Raw genomic sequence first — 17,764 nt, 5'->3', positions numbered from 1 at the left:
AAGACTGTATTCCAATTATTATACTTAAGTTCATACTATTTATTAAACCTTATCGGTCTTTCGCGAAGATAACAAAAAAAGCCGCACCCCCAAAAATAGGAATGCGGCGGAATCTATAGTGTTATTTCGGTTGCATACAGAGGATATATTGAAGTCTGGATTTGATTTCCCTTTGCCATTTCAGATCTCCAACTTTAACAGCAAGATTGAGCAGATCCAAATAATCGTCAACTTTCAATGTAGTGCGGGTAGTCGTTGCATTCATGGGTGTTCAGTCTCCTTTTTATCTCAAATAGATTAAATTCTGTAATTCCTTTTCAATAATGATAATCATTATCAAGCGTTACTGCTATTATCCACACTTTATACCTAAAAAGCAACCTAAAATTTGAAGGGGTTTATAACTAATTTGTTGCAATTTTATATATTCACAGGATAGATGGTATATTTGTACAATTTGTATGAAATAGCAGCTAAAGCAGCAGGAAGACTCTCATATTTTGTCGAATACCCCATGTGTAAAAGCCCTAGAATTTGCGGATATCCTAAAGGAGAATTGCGATGAAGTGGTGTAAAGTTACACTCCTGTTCATTTTTCTGATTACAGCAGCCCTTCCTGTCACAGCACAAGCCGCCAGAGAGGAGATCGAATATCAGGCGGAATTGAATTATCCTCCATATAAATATATTCAGAATGGTTATTTGACCGGATTCGACATTGATTTGACAAGTATGCTTTTTAGGAAGCAGGAATATTTAATTAATTACAGTTCCGGGCAGTGGACCGAAGTGAACGAGCGCTTAAAAAAGGGAGAAATTGATACGACAGGTCTGATGGTAGTAACAAATGAAAGAAAACAAAGTATTTTATTTTCGAAACCGGTTTTGAAAAGTTATATCTCTATCTATGCCAAACAGAGTTTACAAGAAAATGTAAAAATTAATACATTGGCGAATTATAAAATAGGGGTAGGAAGCGATCAATACTCGGAGGAAGTTCTGAAGAATAAAGTGGGAATTTCCGATTATAAAACATATTCCACGGTTCCTCAGGCTCTAACGGCCCTTCAGAATGGGGAGATCGACCTGTTGTTTGAGAATCAGTTGGTTGTTGATTATCTGATTGTCGAGCAAGGCTTGATGGGCAAAATCATACATAAAATGGATAATCTTTACCCTATGGATGTGGCTTATGGTATTAGTAAGTCTTCCCCGGATTTGGTCTCGTATATTAATATCAGATTGGACCAGGTCAAGCAGTCCGGGGCATTCGAGGAAATGTACAAGCAGTATTTCTTCACCCATTCCGATTATTACAAAGTAAGAATGCATAACAAAATCTTTTCCGGGACGGCCATAGGCTTTTGCCTGCTGGTATTCTGTATGGTATTTATCAAAATGTATATTAACTATTTACGCAGGTCCATACATGCCGAACAGCAATTTTTCGAAGATGTTATCGAGCACACTGGAATTTTTGTATGGGCCTTGAATGCAGATAAGAAAGTCATTCGATTCAATAAGTATGCCGAGAAAATGACCGGACTGCGGGAGAAGGATATATTGGGGGAGAGCATAGATGATATTGACGGAGTGGAAGGGAGTCAGGTCACTGATCTCACTGAACTCCTCCAGAGGGCGGTACAGAAGGATTGTGTAAATAATTTAGAAATGCAGATTAAGAATGGGAATTCCTCGGGACCTCACTTTGTATTTCGGACATCCATCCTTCAGGGATTGGATAAACAGGCGTCAGATGTATTTGTTCTGGTGGGTATGGATATCGATGAGAGAAAGCACAGTGAAATTAAACTGCAAATGAGTTATGAAGAGCTCGAAGCTACATATGAAGAGCTGGCGGCAACCGAGGAAGAATTGAAGGATCAGATTGAAAAACTTCAAGTGAATGAACGCAGATTCAGGCTTGCATCCGAAGGATCAGGCGCTTATATGTGGGAGCTCGATTTAGATACAGGGATTTATACGATGTCCGAGCGCTGGTATGAGAACATGGGCTATAACACGGACGAGGTTAATACATACGCGGGTGTTTCTAGCATCATTCATCCGGATGACCAAGAGGCAGCCCGCAAATCAAGGGAAGATCATCTGGAGGGCTTAACCCCTATTTATGAAACGGAATACCGGATGCGTAGCAAGCATGGTAGATATGTATGGTTTGAGGTTAGGGGGAAGGCTATTTTTGATTCCAATCATAAAGTCGCCTTTTTCTTAGGCTCACTGATTGATATAAGCACCCGGAAGCAGGTGGAGTTGAAACTGAATAACAGCTATCAGGAGCTGGAGGCCACTTATGAACAGCTTACGGCCACACAGCAAGAGCTGGTAGGGCAGTATGACCTGCTGCTGGAGAATCAAGAGAAGATTTTCCATATGGCTTATTACGATTCCTTGAGTAATTTGCCTAATCGAGCAAGTCTGCTGGAGGGTATGGAGAATTATTTCCGATATTGCGGGGGTCAGGCAGCGCTGATCTTCGTGGACACGGATAATTTCAAATACATCAATGATACGCTGGGACATAAATTTGGGGATATTCTTATTCGCCAGGCCAGTGAGAGACTGCAGTCTGTAATCCGCGAGGGTGAAATTCTTTCTAGACTTGGCGGGGATGAATTTGTTATTTTTCTAAAAGATACACGGGATCGTGAAGAGGTATTAAAATTGGCGGAGGACATTCTGGAAGAGTTCAAAAGTCCTTTTCTAATCGGAGAAAGCAATTTATATGTCACTGTCAGTATGGGGATTTCCTTCTATCCAGAAGACGGTACAACTACTGAAGAAATATTAAAGAACGCCGATGTGGCATTGTACCGGGCAAAGGAAGAAGGCAAGAGCAGATATATTGTGTATGACAGATCGATGCATGCCTCTTTCAATGAACGGATGAATATTGAAAAGCATTTGCGCAGTGCGGTAGTCAATGATGAATTCGAGCTGCATTACCAGCCTCAGGTGGAAATCCACTCGGGAAGAATCTCCGGGGTAGAGGCGTTAATTCGTTGGAACAGTCCAGCGTTGGGGTTTGTTTCTCCATTATCTTTTATCAAAATTGCAGAGGATTCTAGGCTGATTATCCCTATCGGGGAGTGGGTGCTTAGGAGATCCTGTTTCTTTATGAAAGAGGTTCATAATCGGGTGGGCACTCCATACAAAATTTCGGTAAATATTTCCGTTATACAAATGATGCAGGATGATTTCACGGATATGGTGTTGAATGTTCTAACGGAGAGTGGTCTGGAGCCGGAATGCTTGGAGCTTGAGATCACGGAATCGATTTTCATGGAGTCTTTCGGGAATATAGTCAGTAAGCTGGAATTTCTAAAGTCCCGCGGGATACGTATTGCTCTTGATGATTTCGGTACAGGGTATTCATCGCTCAGCTATTTGCAGCAGTTGCCGATTACTACACTCAAAATGGATAAGACGTTTATTGATTCCCTGTCGGATAACACATACAGCCAATCTTTTGTTCAGACCATAGTGGAGCTTGGGCATAAAATAGGACTTAAGGTTGTGGCGGAGGGTGTCGAAGATACCGGGCAATTGGCTTTCTTGAAACAATCGGGCTGTGACAAGGTCCAAGGTTATTTGGTCAGCAGGCCTATTTCGGAGCACAGGATAGCCGAATGGTTTGATCCGCAGAAGAAATGGGATGAGGAGCTTTTGCTTATAAACTAGAGTTAAATACAAAACGAGCCGTCAGAGGATTCTGAGGGCTCGTTTTTTTTATAAAACCACAATTTTGTTTTTGCCTGTTTTTTTAGCTTCGTAGAGGGCATCATCGGCTTTTTGAAAAACAAAGCTCTTGGAGTCTGCGCCCACAAAATCATGCATTCCTATACTAACGGTCACCGATTTTCCTTCCATCTCCGTGATCGGCATTTCGGCAATGTCTGCACGTATTTTTTCAATAATCTCATAGGAGGTATCTAACGATTTGGCAGTCAGGATAATTACGAATTCTTCTCCGCCATACCGCGCGGCAAAATCGTCAGCCCCGATATTCTTCAATATAATCGCTGCTACCTGCTTAAGAACAATATCACCAACCCAATGCCCGTACATATCATTTACTTTCTTGAAATTGTCTAGATCGAGTACCGCCAGCTGCATCGGAAAGGGATTATTCTGCTGATGATCAATTAGCCAGCCGAGGTATTCATGAAAGGTTTTATGATTGTAAAGATCGGTAAGCGGATCGATTTTGGACAGGCGGTCCATGATGATATTCTGGATTCGCAAATCCTGCTCCGATTTCATTGAATTCTCCAGGGAATGTAGGAGATCCCGCCCTCGGTGAATGACTCCAAAGCCAGTAATTGAAGTACCGGCAAAGATGAGAGCTATAATTATATTCTCAACCCGCAGCGTATAATCGTGTGTTGGAGTAGTACTGAATAAGATAATCGTATATGTCAAACAGATGATCGTAGATGCTATTAGGTAAGTGCTATTCAGATAAATCATGGACACAAGAAGCGGTAAAAGCATAATTAACGGCTTAACATCTATCTCTGGACTCACAAACATGATAATTAAAATCGCATATAAATGGCTTCCAACCGTAATAGAGGCTTCAGAGAACTGCGGCTTCCATTTATAGATACCTTCAAGTGTAAGAAGGAGAGCCAATATGATTAAATCAGGAGTTAATATATAGGAAAAAAAATATTCCCCTGCCGTAACCCGAGGGCGATAACCCCACATCGATCCAAAAACGAATAGTTGACTCAACAGATCTAAAGCCAGAAGGATCCAGAACACATTTAGAAGCACGCGGTTCCAGTAGGTAGCACGAGGAGTTTGGGTTGGAATATACATAAGGTGTTCCTCATTTCCAGTGTCAATATACTTATATATTCGACAATTATCTGCAGTTTCCTTCCATAGGGTGTGATGCTGCGAATGTTCGTGTTTAGGTGCATGAGTCAATGTTATAGATTAGTTTTTAGTTATTTATTGATATAAACACGTATATTATATAAATTTAAGCTTGACACATTCGCTTATATTAAGTAAGCTTCCTTATGGATCACAAAATATTGATAAGCTGTTCGTATATCCTCAAAGATAAGGTTTGGGGGTTTCTACAGGGGACCGTAAATTCCTGGCTACGAATAGGGTGCTTTTGCATACCTATGAAGTATTCGGGTTTTTTGTTGCGTTAACCACTAGACTAATCAAATCTCTATCCATTGTAGGAGGAACAGATGAGTAAATATGATGTAATTGTTGTAGGTGCGGGCCCGGCTGGGATCTTTGCCTGTTATGAGCTTACGCGGAAGGCACCGCATTGGAAGGTACTGCTGGTGGACAAGGGGCATGATATCTATCATCGAACCTGCCCGATTCTTGAAGAAAAAATCAAGCTGTGTCCACCTGCGTCAGGCCGTAAAGAATTTGCAGGGTGTCTGCCTGCCTGCTCTATAACGGCCGGTTTTGGTGGAGCAGGTGCCTATAGTGATGGAAAGTTCAATATTACAACCGAGTTCGGCGGCTGGATGACGGATTATTTGGCTCCTTCGAAGGTGCTGGAGCTGATACGTTATGTCGATGATGTCAATCTGGAGCACGGGGCTACCCCGAATATTACCGATCCTACTACGGAGAGCATACGCAATATTGAGCAGCGGGGCTACGCCGCAGGACTTAAGCTGCTGCGGGCACAGGTGCGGCATCTTGGAACAGAACAAAACTTGGAGATTCTTAAATCCATTTATGAATATTTGAAAACGCGCATTGATATGATCTTCAAGACAGAGGTTCAGGACATTGCAACTGTCAAAGATAATGGCACACACCGCATTACAGGGATTATTCTAAAAAATGGGGAAACCCACGAAGCTGCCCAAGTCATGATTGCTCCAGGCCGTGACGGATCAGCTTGGCTGACAGAGATCTTGAAGAAACGCCGTCTCAAAATGTATAACAACCAAGTTGATGTAGGTGTACGTGTGGAAACCTCGGATGTGGTGATGCGGGAGATTAATGAACACCTTTACGAAGGAAAATTCATTTATAACACCTCTGTGGGCACCCGTGTCCGCACCTTCTGCAGCAATCCTTCCGGTCATGTCGTAGTGGAGAACCACAGCGGAGTAATGGCAGCGAATGGACACTCTTATAAAGACCCGTTACGCGGCTCGAGAAATACTAACTTTGCCCTGCTGGTATCGCATAAGTTTACAGAGCCCTTCGATAAGCCTAATGAGTATGCCCGGGAAATTTGTAAAAGAGCAAATGACTTGTCCAGCGGCGGTGTTATCGTTCAGAAGTACGGTGATATCCTGCGGGGAAGGCGTTCCACGGAAACGCGGATCAGCGAAGGTTTTCTGGAGCCGACACTCAAGGAAGCTGTTCCCGGAGACCTTGGGCTTGTGCTGCCATACAACACCATGAAGAGTCTGATCGAAATGGTGGAGGCATTGGAGAAGGTGACCCCGGGTATCGCATCGGAACACACCTTGTTCTACGGGGTAGAGGCGAAATTCTATTCGGCCCGGCCAAAACTTACGGACAAGTTGGAGACAGAAATATCCGGCTTGTACTGCGGAGGAGACGGAGCCGGCGTAACCCGCGGTTTGGCCCAAGCGGGAGCAGCTGGAGTATGGATCGCCCGTGGAATGATGGAGCAGGCAGGTATACAAAACTAAGCGGTCCCCTTAAACCATTAGGAAAGTATTTCCTTTGAGGACTCCAACTGTTATAATGTCAGAATACATAACATGATGGAGTGGAGTGGACAGTTGATGATGCGTAACCGCAGGAATTTAAGTCTGTTTATCGTTCTGGTACTTCTTGTTGGCCTGTACAGCTGGTTGATTGACATGTTTTGGGTACACAAGCTGGTGTTCATGTTGTTAATTGTGACATTGAGTTGGAGGTCCTTGACCTTGCACGACTCCAAGCTGAGTAAAGAACAGCTGCTCCAGGATACTAATAACAAAGTGGAGCTGCTTGGCAATGAAATTGTAGTTACTTCAGACCGGCTGCATGGAGCCTTGGAGGAGATTAGCCGACATACGGAGGAACTGCAGCAGACTGCAGATTATTCTCATGAATATGAGATTGGGCTACGTACCCGCAGTTACGAGGCAAAAGCAAACATAGAGGGAGCTTTTGAAACTATGGGTGGAGTCGCGGCTGCCACATCGCATATTCAGGAACTGACAGACAAACTTGGGGCCAATATGAAGGATACCCGCCAGGGAGTTTCTGAAATGGTCGAGTCTCTAAGAAATACAGATGCGGTTATGACGGAGTTAAAGGAACAAGGCGGAGATATGCGGAGCAAGTTCGCAACTTTAAGCCAACATTTGAACATGCTGGAGGAAATAAACGCCCTTATTATAGGTATTGTGAACGAAACTTCCCTGCTCGCATTGAATGCTTCTATAGAAGCGGCGCGGGCTGGAGAACAGGGAAGGGGCTTCTCGGTAGTGGCGGGCCGCATCCGGCAGCTGGCTGATCAGAGCAAAGCTTCGGTAGATCGATCCTCCGGTCTTTTGCAGGATATCAACAACGGGGTTGAGCAGGTATTAAACTCGGTAACCGTAGAGCAAGCAGCGGTGGAACGCGGAGTGAATGAAGTGGGCGCGGTAAGACTGCGTCTGGATGATATTGCGGCCCGGGTAGATGAGGTTGGAGCTGTGGTGGTTGACACTGTAGCAGCTGCGTCCCGCCAAAGCCAGTTAATTGGGGACACCACTACCGAGCTCCGCGGTGCGGTAGTCATTGTTAGCGAGACTATCGCTAATGTGGATCTTACCTTGGAGCAGGTGACCCGCCAACGTACCCAAATAGGACAACTTAATGAGGTTAGTGCTAATCTGCTGACGGAATCTCAAGCTTTGAGGGAGTCAGTTGCTGTTATTGCGGGCAAAGAAGAGATCGAGCTGAGCCAATATGCCGGAAGGCTGCAAGAGATGCAGATCCTGCTGCAGGATATTTCCGCCAAGGAGGAGCTGTATGTACCGGATCCGGCAAGTCATGGCGGTGTTCTGGGTGCTTGCATTAAAAAAGTGCCGGATGTCCAGGCCATCTGGTCGAACCGGACGGATGGAACCTTTATCTTTTCCGAACCAACGGCAGGTTTGTTGAATGCGAAGAGACGGGATTGGTGGAACGGTGCAATGAGCGAAGGGGCATATGTCTCCAATCCTTATGTTTCGGCCATAACAAAACGCTCGTGCATAACCTTATCCAAGGCCATCCGGAACCACCAAGGAGAAGTCGTTGGCGTGGTTGGCATCGATTTGGCGGTATAAGCTTAAGCTCTCCATTTAGATCATAGTTAGGCTGAACCAGCGGACTTCCGCTGGTTTTTTCATAATATAACAAAGTATAAGTTTTCAGTATACTTACCCAGCAGAATAAGCTCGCAGCCGAGGCCAAATCGATTTCCAGTCCTTCTTGAGTAGCCGTTCCTCATAGATAGGAGTCAAGTTTTTATTTTCTGTAAAATGTGGGGTCGGTCTTAGCAACATATTCACAACATCCTCAATCCCATGCGGTGCGGTCAAAATCAGTCCCTTCTCTTCGCTTAATGAAACTCCTAGTGCTGTGGCGGTCTCGGGAAACTTGGAGATTGCATCTACTGATGATGTATAAGGTGCCGCAAGGTGATTAATGACATGCATTCGGGCTTGGTTCTTCACGGACCAGGGAATCGTAGGATTTAGGCTTCGCAACTTCTGTTCCAATCGCTTCTCCTCATCTTCGTGAAGATTGTGTTTGTCGTAATAGATAACATCTACATCCGGCAAAGGTGTTCTTTCCTCGAAACCATGCAGCGCATCCCATACCTTCGATCGTACAAAGCCGGCACAAATCCACCATTCCGGGAGTTCTAACAGCATAGCTGTTTCTAAAATCTCCATCATCCATGGGTCTTCTTTAATGAGCTGTTTTAAGTCTTCCTCGCTTGTAATATTCAAAGGGCCACCTCCACAAAGTATGTTTAAAGTATAACTACAGATATTTGGGAAGAATACTTAAATATTAAGGACTGCTATGAATATCGATAGTCAAAAGACACGCCAACTCAGATGTCCTACAAGGAGTGGAAAAGCATGCTGCACGAACAATTAAAACCATTTCCCGCACATTTTCTGTGGGGAGCTGCTTCAGCTGCCTATCAAATTGAGGGTGCGTGGAACGAGGATGGGAAAGGACCGTCGGTCTGGGATGTTTTCACTAAAATTCCCGGTAAGACCTTCAAGGGCTCGAACGGTGAGGTTGCAGTCGATCATTATCACCGATATAAAGAGGACGTTGCTTTAATGGCTCAAATGGGACTGAAAGCCTACCGGTTCTCGGTAAGCTGGCCGCGTATTTTTCCGCAGGGTAGAGGAGAAGTGAATGAGGCAGGTTTGCAATTTTATGAGAGGTTGATCGATGAACTGCTTGCGTTCGGCATTGAGCCTATTCTTACTCTGTATCACTGGGATGTTCCGCAAGCGCTCATGGATGAATACGGAGCCTGGGAATCGAGGAAGATCATTGAGGATTTCGACAATTATTGTATCACTCTATATAAAAGGTTTGGGGGAAAGGTGAAGTACTGGGTATCGCTAAATGAACAGAATTATAATACGAACCACGCATTCATTACAGGTATGCATCCACCGGGTGTGCAGGATCGAAGACGTTTTTTTGATGCCAATCATATTGCTTTTCTGGCAAATGCCAAGGCCATCGCATCATTCCGTCAATATGTTCCGGACGGACAGATCGGCCCAAGCTTCGCGTATTCCCCGGCTTATCCGGCTTCGAGCAGCCCTAAGGATATGCTGGCTTTTGAGAATGCAGAGGAGTTAACCAATCACTGGTGGCTGGATGTGTACTGCTGGGGCCAATATCCGGAAAGTGCTTTAACCTATTTGAAGGAAAAAGGCTGGGCACCCATCATCGAAGATGGTGATTATGAGCTACTGGCTGCAGGAACACCGGACTTTATGGGAATGAATTACTACCAATCACTGACCTATGAGTTTAATCCGGTGGATGGTGTGGAGACAGGGGAGATGAATACTACCGGCCAAAAAGGCAGCAATGCCGATACCGGCATCCCCGGCTTGTACAAAACAACGGCCAACCCAAACTTGGAGACCACTAACTGGGATTGGGCCATTGACCCGACGGGATTGCGGATCGGACTGCGCCGTATGATGAGCAGATATGGTCTGCCGGTGATGATTACGGAGAATGGCCTGGGTGAATTCGATAAGCTGGAAGCGGATGGTACCATACATGATGGTTACCGTATTGCCTACCTTCGCTCACATCTGGAGCAGTGCCAGCAGGCTATCACCGACGGTGTCGATCTGTTAGGTTATTGTCCTTGGTCCTTTACGGATGTACTTAGCTGGCTCAACGGCTACCAAAAGCGCTACGGGTTCGTCTATGTAGACCGTGATGAAACCGACCCCAAGGAGCTGAAGCGCATTCCGAAGGACAGCTTTTACTGGTACAGGGATGTTATACAAAGTAACGGAGAGGAATTGTGATACAAAGCAAGGGAGCGTAATTGTAACACAGGCAGAGGAGAGTAGTTGTAACACAAGTGGGGCAGCAATTGTAACACAGGCAGAGGAGAGTAGTTGTAACAGTATAAGGGCATGGTAAACAGGCATTTGGGGGCGTTCCCGGTGCCTGTTTTGCTGTGCGCCTCTTTTAAGTGTAGAAAGTGCAACTATAGACGAGTTATCACCTCGCGTCGGTTGTCTAGTTGCACTTTATGCACTTATATATTTGGTTTTTGGTGAAAATAGGTGGTTTTTCGATTTATAGTTGCACTGAATACACTTATCTCACGCAGAGTCGGCTATATGCTCGAAATAGGTGTAGAAAGTGCAACTAATGAAGTGCAACTGAGGCTGTAACTAAGTTGCAACTAAAGTACAATAAATTGCAACTAAAGTGACCATACAACTAAACTGTAACTATGCCACTACAGTGACTGTACAACTAAACTGTAACTATGCCACTGTACGCAACTATGCTACTAAACTGCAAAAACGTATGCCCTCAATCTACTATTCCTCATTAGGGTTGGGTATAGGACTAATTGAAAATTAATTAAGGGCTAGTCCAAATCGAAAACGAAAAGGAAAACGCCCCGTTCTACTCGAGAGAGCAGGCGGGGCGTTCTATTTTATATTAGATTGGAAATTACCCTTCCAGCAACAGGGATTCTGGATCTTCCAACAGTTCTTTGATTTTGACAAGGAAGCTTACGGCTTCCGAGCCGTCAACGATCCGATGATCGTAAGACAACGCGATATACATCATAGGACGGTTAGCCATTCTCTCTTCATCCAACGCGATCGGGCGGAGCTGGATCTTGTGCATTCCGAGAATGCCGACCTGTGGAGTATTTAGAATCGGTGTGGATAATAGTGATCCGAATACACCGCCGTTCGTAATTGTAAATGTGCCGCCCTGAAGTTCGGAAAGACTGAGGGTATTACTCCGTGCCTTGGAGGCAAGCTCGCCGATCTGTCGCTCGATTTGCGGGAAGCTGAGTCGGTCTGCATCACGGACGACCGGAACTACAAGTCCTTCCTTGGCAGCTACAGCAATACCGATATCATAGAATTTCTTCAGAACCAAATCTTCGCCGTCAATCTCCGCATTCAGCATTGGGTAGGCTTTGAGCGCGCCGATGACTGCTTTGGTGAAGAAGGACATGAACCCGAGTCCGACTTCATGCTTTTCTTTGAAGGCGTCCTTGCGGCGCTTGCGAATATCGAGGATGGCCGTCATATCCACCTCGTTGAAGGTGGTCAGCATGGCCGCCGTCTGCTGCGCTTCCACCAGGCGGCTGGCAATCGTCAGCCGTCTGCGCGACATGCGCTTGCGCTCGACGGACTTGCCGTCCTCCGGCTGCTGCGTTTTGCCGGCAGCCGGCTTCGCCGCCTCCGGCTTGCCTTGCGGCGCCGGTGCAGACACCGCGGGTGCAGCGGCCGCAGGCGCTGCTGCACCATGCTCCTTCACATCGGCCTGCCCAATGCGGCCGATAGGATCACGGGCGCTCACCTCGCCGAGGTCGATGCCGCGCTCCCGTGCGAGCTTCCGTGCGCCTGGCGAGGCCAGGGCAGCGTTGCTTTCGCCCGCTGCCGCAGGCCCTTCGGGCGCAGCTTCAGGTGCAGTGGCGCTAACGCTCGCCGCTGGCTCAGCCGGGGCGCTGCTAGAAGCCGCGCCCTCAACTGCAGCCGCAGCTGTAACCTGCGGCTGGCTTCCGGCACCGCTGCCGATGATGCCGATAGCCTCACCGACGGCTACATTCTCGCCGGCTTGGCGCAGAATGGAGGTGATGACGCCGTCTTCCTCTGCGCTAATCTCAAGGTTGACCTTATCGGTTTCAAGCTCTGCGAGTACATCTCCCTGTCCGACAGTGTCACCCTCATTGACTAGCCATTTGTAGATCGTTCCTTCGGAAATGGATTCACCCAAATCGGGTACTTTAATTTCAGACACAGGCCGCTACCTCCCCAAATATTATAGTTTTTGCTATTGTGACGCCGTCCCTTAGGTGGACGGCACAGCCGCTTGTACTTGCGTGTTTAACTTCAGGGCTTCAGAGACAATTCTCCGCTGCTCATAGGCATGAACGTCTGCATATCCGCTGGCCGGGCTGGAACGTTCCGGGCGGCCGATATATTGAACGCCTGTATTCGCTGGAGCAATGGCTCTCAACCGGGGTTCAGCATAACTCCAAGCGCCCATGTTTTTCGGTTCCTCTTGTACCCATACAATCTCCTCAAGTGAGGTGAACGTTTCAAGATAAGCCAAAAGTTCGCTTTTTGGGAAAGGATAAAGTTGCTCCAGACGGAGAATATGCAGCCAAGACCAATCCTGATCCCGACCCGACTCCAGTTCTGTCTGCAAATCAACCCCTACTTTCCCGCTGCATACAACCAGCCGCTTCACTTTACCCGGGTTCTGCCCCAGTGACGACTCAGGGAATACCGGCAAGAAATGTCCTGCAGCCAGCTCCGTACCGTTCGAGGTGCTGCGCGGATTGCGGATGAGGCTCTTAGGAGTCATAATAACCAGTGGACGGGCATCTCCCTGACCGCATAAGGCTGCCTGACGACGCAGGAGGTGGAAATATTGCGCTGCGGTAGTTAGGTTGGCAACGGTCCAATTCTCCTCTGCCGATAATTGCAAGTAGCGTTCCAGCCTGCCGCTGGAATGCTCAGGACCCTGCCCTTCATAGCCGTGCGGGAGAAGGACAACCAGATTGCTTCGCTGCGTCCACTTTGCACGTCCGGCGGCAATGAACTGGTCGAAAATGACTTGGGCAGCATTGGCGAAATCCCCATATTGCGCTTCCCAAAGCACCATAGTTTCGGGTGCAAATACGTTATATCCGTATTCATATCCAAGAACAGAGGCTTCGGAGAGTGGGCTGTTGTACACCGCAAAAGATGCCTTGGAATCCGTCAGCTGATGCAATGGGGAGAACCGCTTTCCGGATTCACTGTCATGTAGAACAAGGTGGCGATGGGCAAAGGTGCCCCGCTGTGAATCCTGACCGCTTAGACGAATAGGTGTTCCATCGTGCAGAATAGTGGCAAAAGCTAGGCTTTCAGCCAATGCCCAATCTACCTTTTCGCCTTCGTTCAATGAATCCTTACGGCGCTGTAGAATTCGCTGCAGCTTCGGATAGACCTGGAAACCGTCGGGAACGGTCAACAGCTGGCGGTTAATCTCACGCAGAGTGTCCAGAGGAACAGCTGTAGCGCGTGAACTGGAATCGCCAGTCTGTAGTGGGACGGCTGATTTGCTCTCACCTTTTTTATGTTTGCCTTCCTTCATACTATCATAAGCTTCCTGCAGAAGGCTCTCGGCCTCGGCATATACTTTCTTCACTTCATCAAGAGTAGTGACTTTATCCTGAATCAGACGTTCAGCGTAAATATTGTAGACGGTCGGATGGGTTCGAACCTTGCCATATACGATAGGCTGGGTTGTTTCAGGATCATCCATTTCATTGTGACCGTGGCGGCGATACCCAATAAGGTCGATAACAATGTCCTTCTTGAACAAATTACGGTAAGAGCTGGCCAGACGAACGGCAGCCACACAGGCTTCCGGGTCATCGGCGTTCACATGTACAATTGGAATTTCATACCCTTTAGCCAAGTCGCTTGCATAATGGGTAGACCTGGAGTCTTCGCTTTCTGTTGTGAACCCGATGCGATTATTAACGATAATATGAATCGTACCGCCATTTTGATAACCGTTCAGTTTGCCGATATTCAAGGTTTCAGCAACGATGCCTTCTCCTGGAAAAGCGGCATCACCGTGCATCAGAACCGCCATGGCTTTATTGGTATCGAGGATTGGCATTCCCGGTGTGCTGCGATCTTCCTGAGCAGCACGGGTAAAGCCCTCCACAACGGGATTTACGAATTCCAAATGACTGGGGTTATTCGCCAGAGTCAGACGGGTCCGCACGGTTTCACCTTCACGGACTGCGCGATCTGCACCTAAGTGGTACTTCACATCTCCTGTCCAGCCATAGTTAATGCCCATTGACCCCTCAGAGGGGAACAGCTCTTTGTTCGGAGAATGATGGAATTCAGAGAAAATAATATCATAGGGTTTTCCCAGAATATGAGCCAGCACGTTCAACCGCCCGCGGTGGGCCATGCCCATTAGAATATGCTCCGCACCATCATGTGCGGCGGCACGTACGATTTCATCCAGCATAGGGACGAGGGCATCGTTTCCTTCGAGACTGAAGCGTTTTTGTCCCACAAATGTCTTGTGCAAAAAGGTTTCGAACTGCTCTACCTGAACGAGCCGCTTAAGCAGTTCTTTGCGTTCCGCACTATTCAGAGGGGAGGGGGAGCTTGGTGATTCCGCTTGGCTGTTCAGCCAACGGAGCTCCTGTTCAGCGTTCACATGCCCGAATTCATAAGCGATGGTTTGTGTATATATTTGAAGCATCCGGTGATAGGCATCCCATCCGGTAAGTACATCCGCCGGAGCATTCTCCCAAATCAGAGAAGCAGGTAATGCAACCAGATCGTCGCGGGTTAACTCATAGGTTTCAGGGTTAAGCCATTTAGCCATAGTGTTTGGTTTCCGCTCAAGCGGGTCAATATTAGCTCCCAGATGGCCGTGAATTCGAATGTTGGCAATCAGTTTGGATGCTCTTACGGCCTTCTTAAGCCATTCCGTATTTCCGGAAACTACTGGCTGTGGGTCTTGCTGTTCTTCTGCAGTCAATGGAGGAGGTCCAGAAATTGTAAAAAGGTCCCGGTAATTATGTTCTACAGAAGCCGGATCTTTGACGAATTGCTCATATTTCTCTTGGATATAACCGAGATTGGGTCCGTAATATTTACTCCAAAGGGATTCGTTGTGGGGCTCTTTGGCTGCCATGAATAAATCCTCCTAACGGATGAACTCCAATTTAAGCGCAAGTATAGGCGCTTTCAGAGCTGCGATGATTGCGTTTTCATTCTATAATAATCATAACCTAATTTAAATTTTATTACCTTATACTATTGTGCTACTTTCGTCTGTTGTAATCAATTCATACTTTTGTCCAATCCGTTCGCAAAACGGTATAGGTTTATACCTTATTCATATAACGAATGCTAACAATCGCTATCAAACCAAAGGACTATGAAAATGATCTTACCGTCCTACTTTTTTCTTAAAAACCCCCGTTTCAACATTTAAAAATTGGGTATTTATTAATTACATACCAGAGCACTAGTTTTCTACATACTATATTAATAGTTAATCACTCCTTATAAACGCTGTTATTGGTACAAGTATTGCCAAAATCAGCTATTTGTCTCTCTATTCTTATCAATAAAAATTACACAAATCGACACACTTTTCCTTCAATACCTTGTATAATGTTATTGCACAGAGCTGAATCATCGAAATACAGACCGACCCTTTAATATTAGAGGGTACAGTAAAGGGTAAACCTGCTGAAAGGCAGGGACACAAAGTCTCAGGTCTAAGGTAGAAATACTATGATGGCTGGACTGCCTGGGGACTTAGAATCTTAGGAGGAGATTTTTTTGGAAATGTCCAACCAGGTGGATAACGGAGGGCTACGTGAGATAGATCTGGATTTAGAATGGGTCTATTTGCTCCTAAAGGCTAAAAAAGCAGGGATTAAAGCCGAAGAGGTTCGGCAATTCTTCAATGAGAGATCTTTACAGGTCATGTAAAAGAGTCTACACGATGAGGCAGCTACATACGAAAAAGCACAGCGACCTTCGCTGTGCTTTTTGCAAATATAAGCAAAGTATAAGTTTTCAGTATACTTTGTTTATATTTCTTCTTGGTGCTTTTAAATTAATCTGCTTTTTGGTCAAGACGCCATTTCTGATAATCCAGAAACTCCTTAAACTCCTGTTTGCTAACGCCTGAAGCCATAGCATCCTGTACAAGGCCGAACCAATCGGAATCCAGAAGGGCCTCTTCAGTCTCGGAAAGCTCACCATAAAGTAGAATATGCATAGAAACCTGAAGCGCATCGGCGATCTTTTCAATGAACATGATAGAGGGATTGGATTGAATGTTTCTTTCGACATTGCTTAGGTAAGATTTGGCAACATGAGCTCTATCCGCAAGTTCGGATAGGGAGAGATCTTTCTCCAGACGTAGCTGATGGATGCGTTGACCCAAATTCTCTGGCATGTGACAACGCCCCTTAACGATATTTAATACTATTATAACAAAAATCAAATCAATGAACAAAGTCTAATACATTGGGATAATTAGGGAAGTTGGACGCCTCTTGAGCTGACATAAAGGTCATACCACTCTTTTCGGGACAATTCCAGTTGGTCTGCATCTCCGCAAGCAGCGATACGTTGAGGATTGACTGTTCCGATGACTGGCTGAATAGCTGCCGGATGAGTCATTAGCCAAGACAAAACGATGGCTTCAGGTGTAGTGCTCTTCTCTTCAGCAAGAGACTTCACCATAGCGGCGGTATTCACGACATTCTCCGGCTGATCATCCAGCGGACGACCGCTGAATATACCTTGGGCGAGCGGTCCCCATGCCTGAACTTGAATATTCTCCATACGGCAGTGCTCAAGCGTCCCCTCAGGAAAGGTGTTATCTTTCCAAGGCGCGCGGTTTACACTCACAACAGTATCCAGCCAGGCAATTTTCGCGAGGCTCATGTCCAGTTGGTTAACGATAAAAGGGTCGTCACAGGATGCCTGAAGCAGCTTAATCTGGGCGGCGCTCATATTGGAGACTCCGAAATGACGGACTTTGCCAGCGGCCTTTAGCTGACGCAGTGCAGCGCCTATTTCCTCCGGGTCCATTAATGGATCGGGGCGATGCAGCAGCAAGATATCAATATACTCCGTCCCTAACCGGGATAGGATTCCATCTACACTGTTAAGAATGTGTTCGCCCGAGAAATCAAAAACATTGGAAACATCCCCCGGCTCCATCAACTTAATTCCGCATTTGGATTGAAGAATTATTTCTTCCCGCAGCCTTGGACGCTCTTTGAAGATCTGGCCGAATACCTTCTCTGCTTTCCCACGGGTGTATATATCAGCGTGGTCGAACATATTGATGCCAATGGAGAGCGCGGCATCCACGGCCTCATGCCCCTGCTTAATGTTCTCCAGCGTAATGGGCTCGCGATCCCAGCCTCCGCCAAGACCCATACAGCCCAGTGCAATACGGCTGGCCGGAATGCCGCGTTTGTTCAAAGGTAACGTTTTCAGCAATG

Annotated in this window: 12 protein-coding genes and 2 riboswitches; of the genes, 5 read left to right on the top strand and 7 right to left on the bottom strand. The window is 46.4% G+C overall.

Translation table 11 applies throughout. The annotated features are described in order from the left end of the window. Window positions 1-121 precede the first annotated feature (121 nt). Window positions 122-265, bottom strand: a complete 144-nt coding sequence (locus PWYN_RS29595; RefSeq protein WP_169744099.1) for a hypothetical protein — start codon at window positions 263-265, stop codon at window positions 122-124. Window positions 266-561: 296 nt separating this feature from the next. On the opposite strand from PWYN_RS29595, the gene PWYN_RS28000 reads away from it, so the two are divergent. Further along, window positions 562-3,702 carry an EAL domain-containing protein gene (locus PWYN_RS28000; RefSeq protein WP_052087875.1) on the top strand — a complete coding sequence of 1,047 codons (3,141 nt, stop codon included), beginning with the start codon at window positions 562-564 and terminating at the stop codon, window positions 3,700-3,702. 48 nt (window positions 3,703-3,750) lie between these two features. On the opposite strand, the gene PWYN_RS09950 is transcribed toward PWYN_RS28000, so the two are convergent. Continuing rightward, window positions 3,751-4,845 (bottom strand): GGDEF domain-containing protein, encoded by a 1,095-nt coding sequence (locus PWYN_RS09950; protein ID WP_036650907.1) that lies wholly within the window; start codon window positions 4,843-4,845, stop codon window positions 3,751-3,753. Between the two features lie 213 nt (window positions 4,846-5,058). Next, window positions 5,059-5,158: riboswitch (purine riboswitch) on the top strand. Window positions 5,159-5,234: 76 nt separating this feature from the next. Here PWYN_RS09950 and PWYN_RS09945 point away from each other — a divergent pair. Both PWYN_RS09945 and PWYN_RS09940 read left to right on the top strand, forming a co-directional pair. After that, window positions 5,235-6,677, top strand: coding sequence for an NAD(P)/FAD-dependent oxidoreductase (locus PWYN_RS09945; protein WP_036650903.1), 1,443 nt, complete (start codon window positions 5,235-5,237; stop codon window positions 6,675-6,677). A 72-nt stretch (window positions 6,678-6,749) separates the two neighbouring features. Continuing rightward, window positions 6,750-8,291, top strand: coding sequence for a methyl-accepting chemotaxis protein (locus PWYN_RS09940; protein ID WP_084146669.1), 1,542 nt, complete (start codon window positions 6,750-6,752; stop codon window positions 8,289-8,291). 93 nt (window positions 8,292-8,384) lie between these two features. On the opposite strand, the gene PWYN_RS09935 is transcribed toward PWYN_RS09940, so the two are convergent. Then, window positions 8,385-8,960, bottom strand: a complete 576-nt coding sequence (locus PWYN_RS09935; protein ID WP_036650899.1) for a nucleotidyltransferase family protein — start codon at window positions 8,958-8,960, stop codon at window positions 8,385-8,387. A 135-nt stretch (window positions 8,961-9,095) separates the two neighbouring features. Here PWYN_RS09935 and PWYN_RS09930 point away from each other — a divergent pair, with 135 nt between their 5' ends. Beyond that, window positions 9,096-10,532 carry a glycoside hydrolase family 1 protein gene (locus tag PWYN_RS09930; RefSeq protein WP_036650896.1) on the top strand — a complete coding sequence of 479 codons (1,437 nt, stop codon included), beginning with the start codon at window positions 9,096-9,098 and terminating at the stop codon, window positions 10,530-10,532. A gap of 664 nt (window positions 10,533-11,196) precedes the next feature. Here the strand turns inward: PWYN_RS09930 and odhB are convergent. Beyond that, entirely contained in the window at window positions 11,197-12,504 is a 1,308-nt protein-coding gene (odhB, locus tag PWYN_RS09925) for a 2-oxoglutarate dehydrogenase complex dihydrolipoyllysine-residue succinyltransferase (protein WP_036650894.1), read from the bottom strand. A gap of 51 nt (window positions 12,505-12,555) precedes the next feature. Beyond that, window positions 12,556-15,423 carry a 2-oxoglutarate dehydrogenase E1 component gene (locus PWYN_RS09920; RefSeq protein WP_036650891.1) on the bottom strand — a complete coding sequence of 956 codons (2,868 nt, stop codon included), beginning with the start codon at window positions 15,421-15,423 and terminating at the stop codon, window positions 12,556-12,558. 543 nt (window positions 15,424-15,966) lie between these two features. Continuing rightward, window positions 15,967-16,051: riboswitch (cyclic di-GMP riboswitch) on the top strand. A 34-nt stretch (window positions 16,052-16,085) separates the two neighbouring features. Here PWYN_RS09920 and PWYN_RS28665 point away from each other — a divergent pair. Further along, window positions 16,086-16,232 carry an anti-repressor SinI family protein gene (locus PWYN_RS28665; protein WP_157261183.1) on the top strand — a complete coding sequence of 49 codons (147 nt, stop codon included), beginning with the start codon at window positions 16,086-16,088 and terminating at the stop codon, window positions 16,230-16,232. 127 nt (window positions 16,233-16,359) lie between these two features. On the opposite strand, the gene PWYN_RS09915 is transcribed toward PWYN_RS28665, so the two are convergent. Both PWYN_RS09915 and PWYN_RS09910 read right to left on the bottom strand, forming a co-directional pair. Then, window positions 16,360-16,704 carry a helix-turn-helix domain-containing protein gene (locus PWYN_RS09915; protein ID WP_036650888.1) on the bottom strand — a complete coding sequence of 115 codons (345 nt, stop codon included), beginning with the start codon at window positions 16,702-16,704 and terminating at the stop codon, window positions 16,360-16,362. A gap of 80 nt (window positions 16,705-16,784) precedes the next feature. Then, window positions 16,785-17,762, bottom strand: coding sequence for an aldo/keto reductase (locus tag PWYN_RS09910; RefSeq protein ID WP_036650884.1), 978 nt, complete (start codon window positions 17,760-17,762; stop codon window positions 16,785-16,787). Window positions 17,763-17,764: the final 2 nt, after the last annotated feature.

The sequence above is a fragment of the Paenibacillus wynnii genome, assembly GCF_000757885.1.
Classification (GTDB): Bacteria; Bacillota; Bacilli; order Paenibacillales; family Paenibacillaceae; genus Paenibacillus_AQ; species Paenibacillus_AQ wynnii.
The sequence above is the reverse complement of the archived record's forward strand: the minus strand, read 5'-3'. Positions and strand labels throughout refer to the sequence as shown.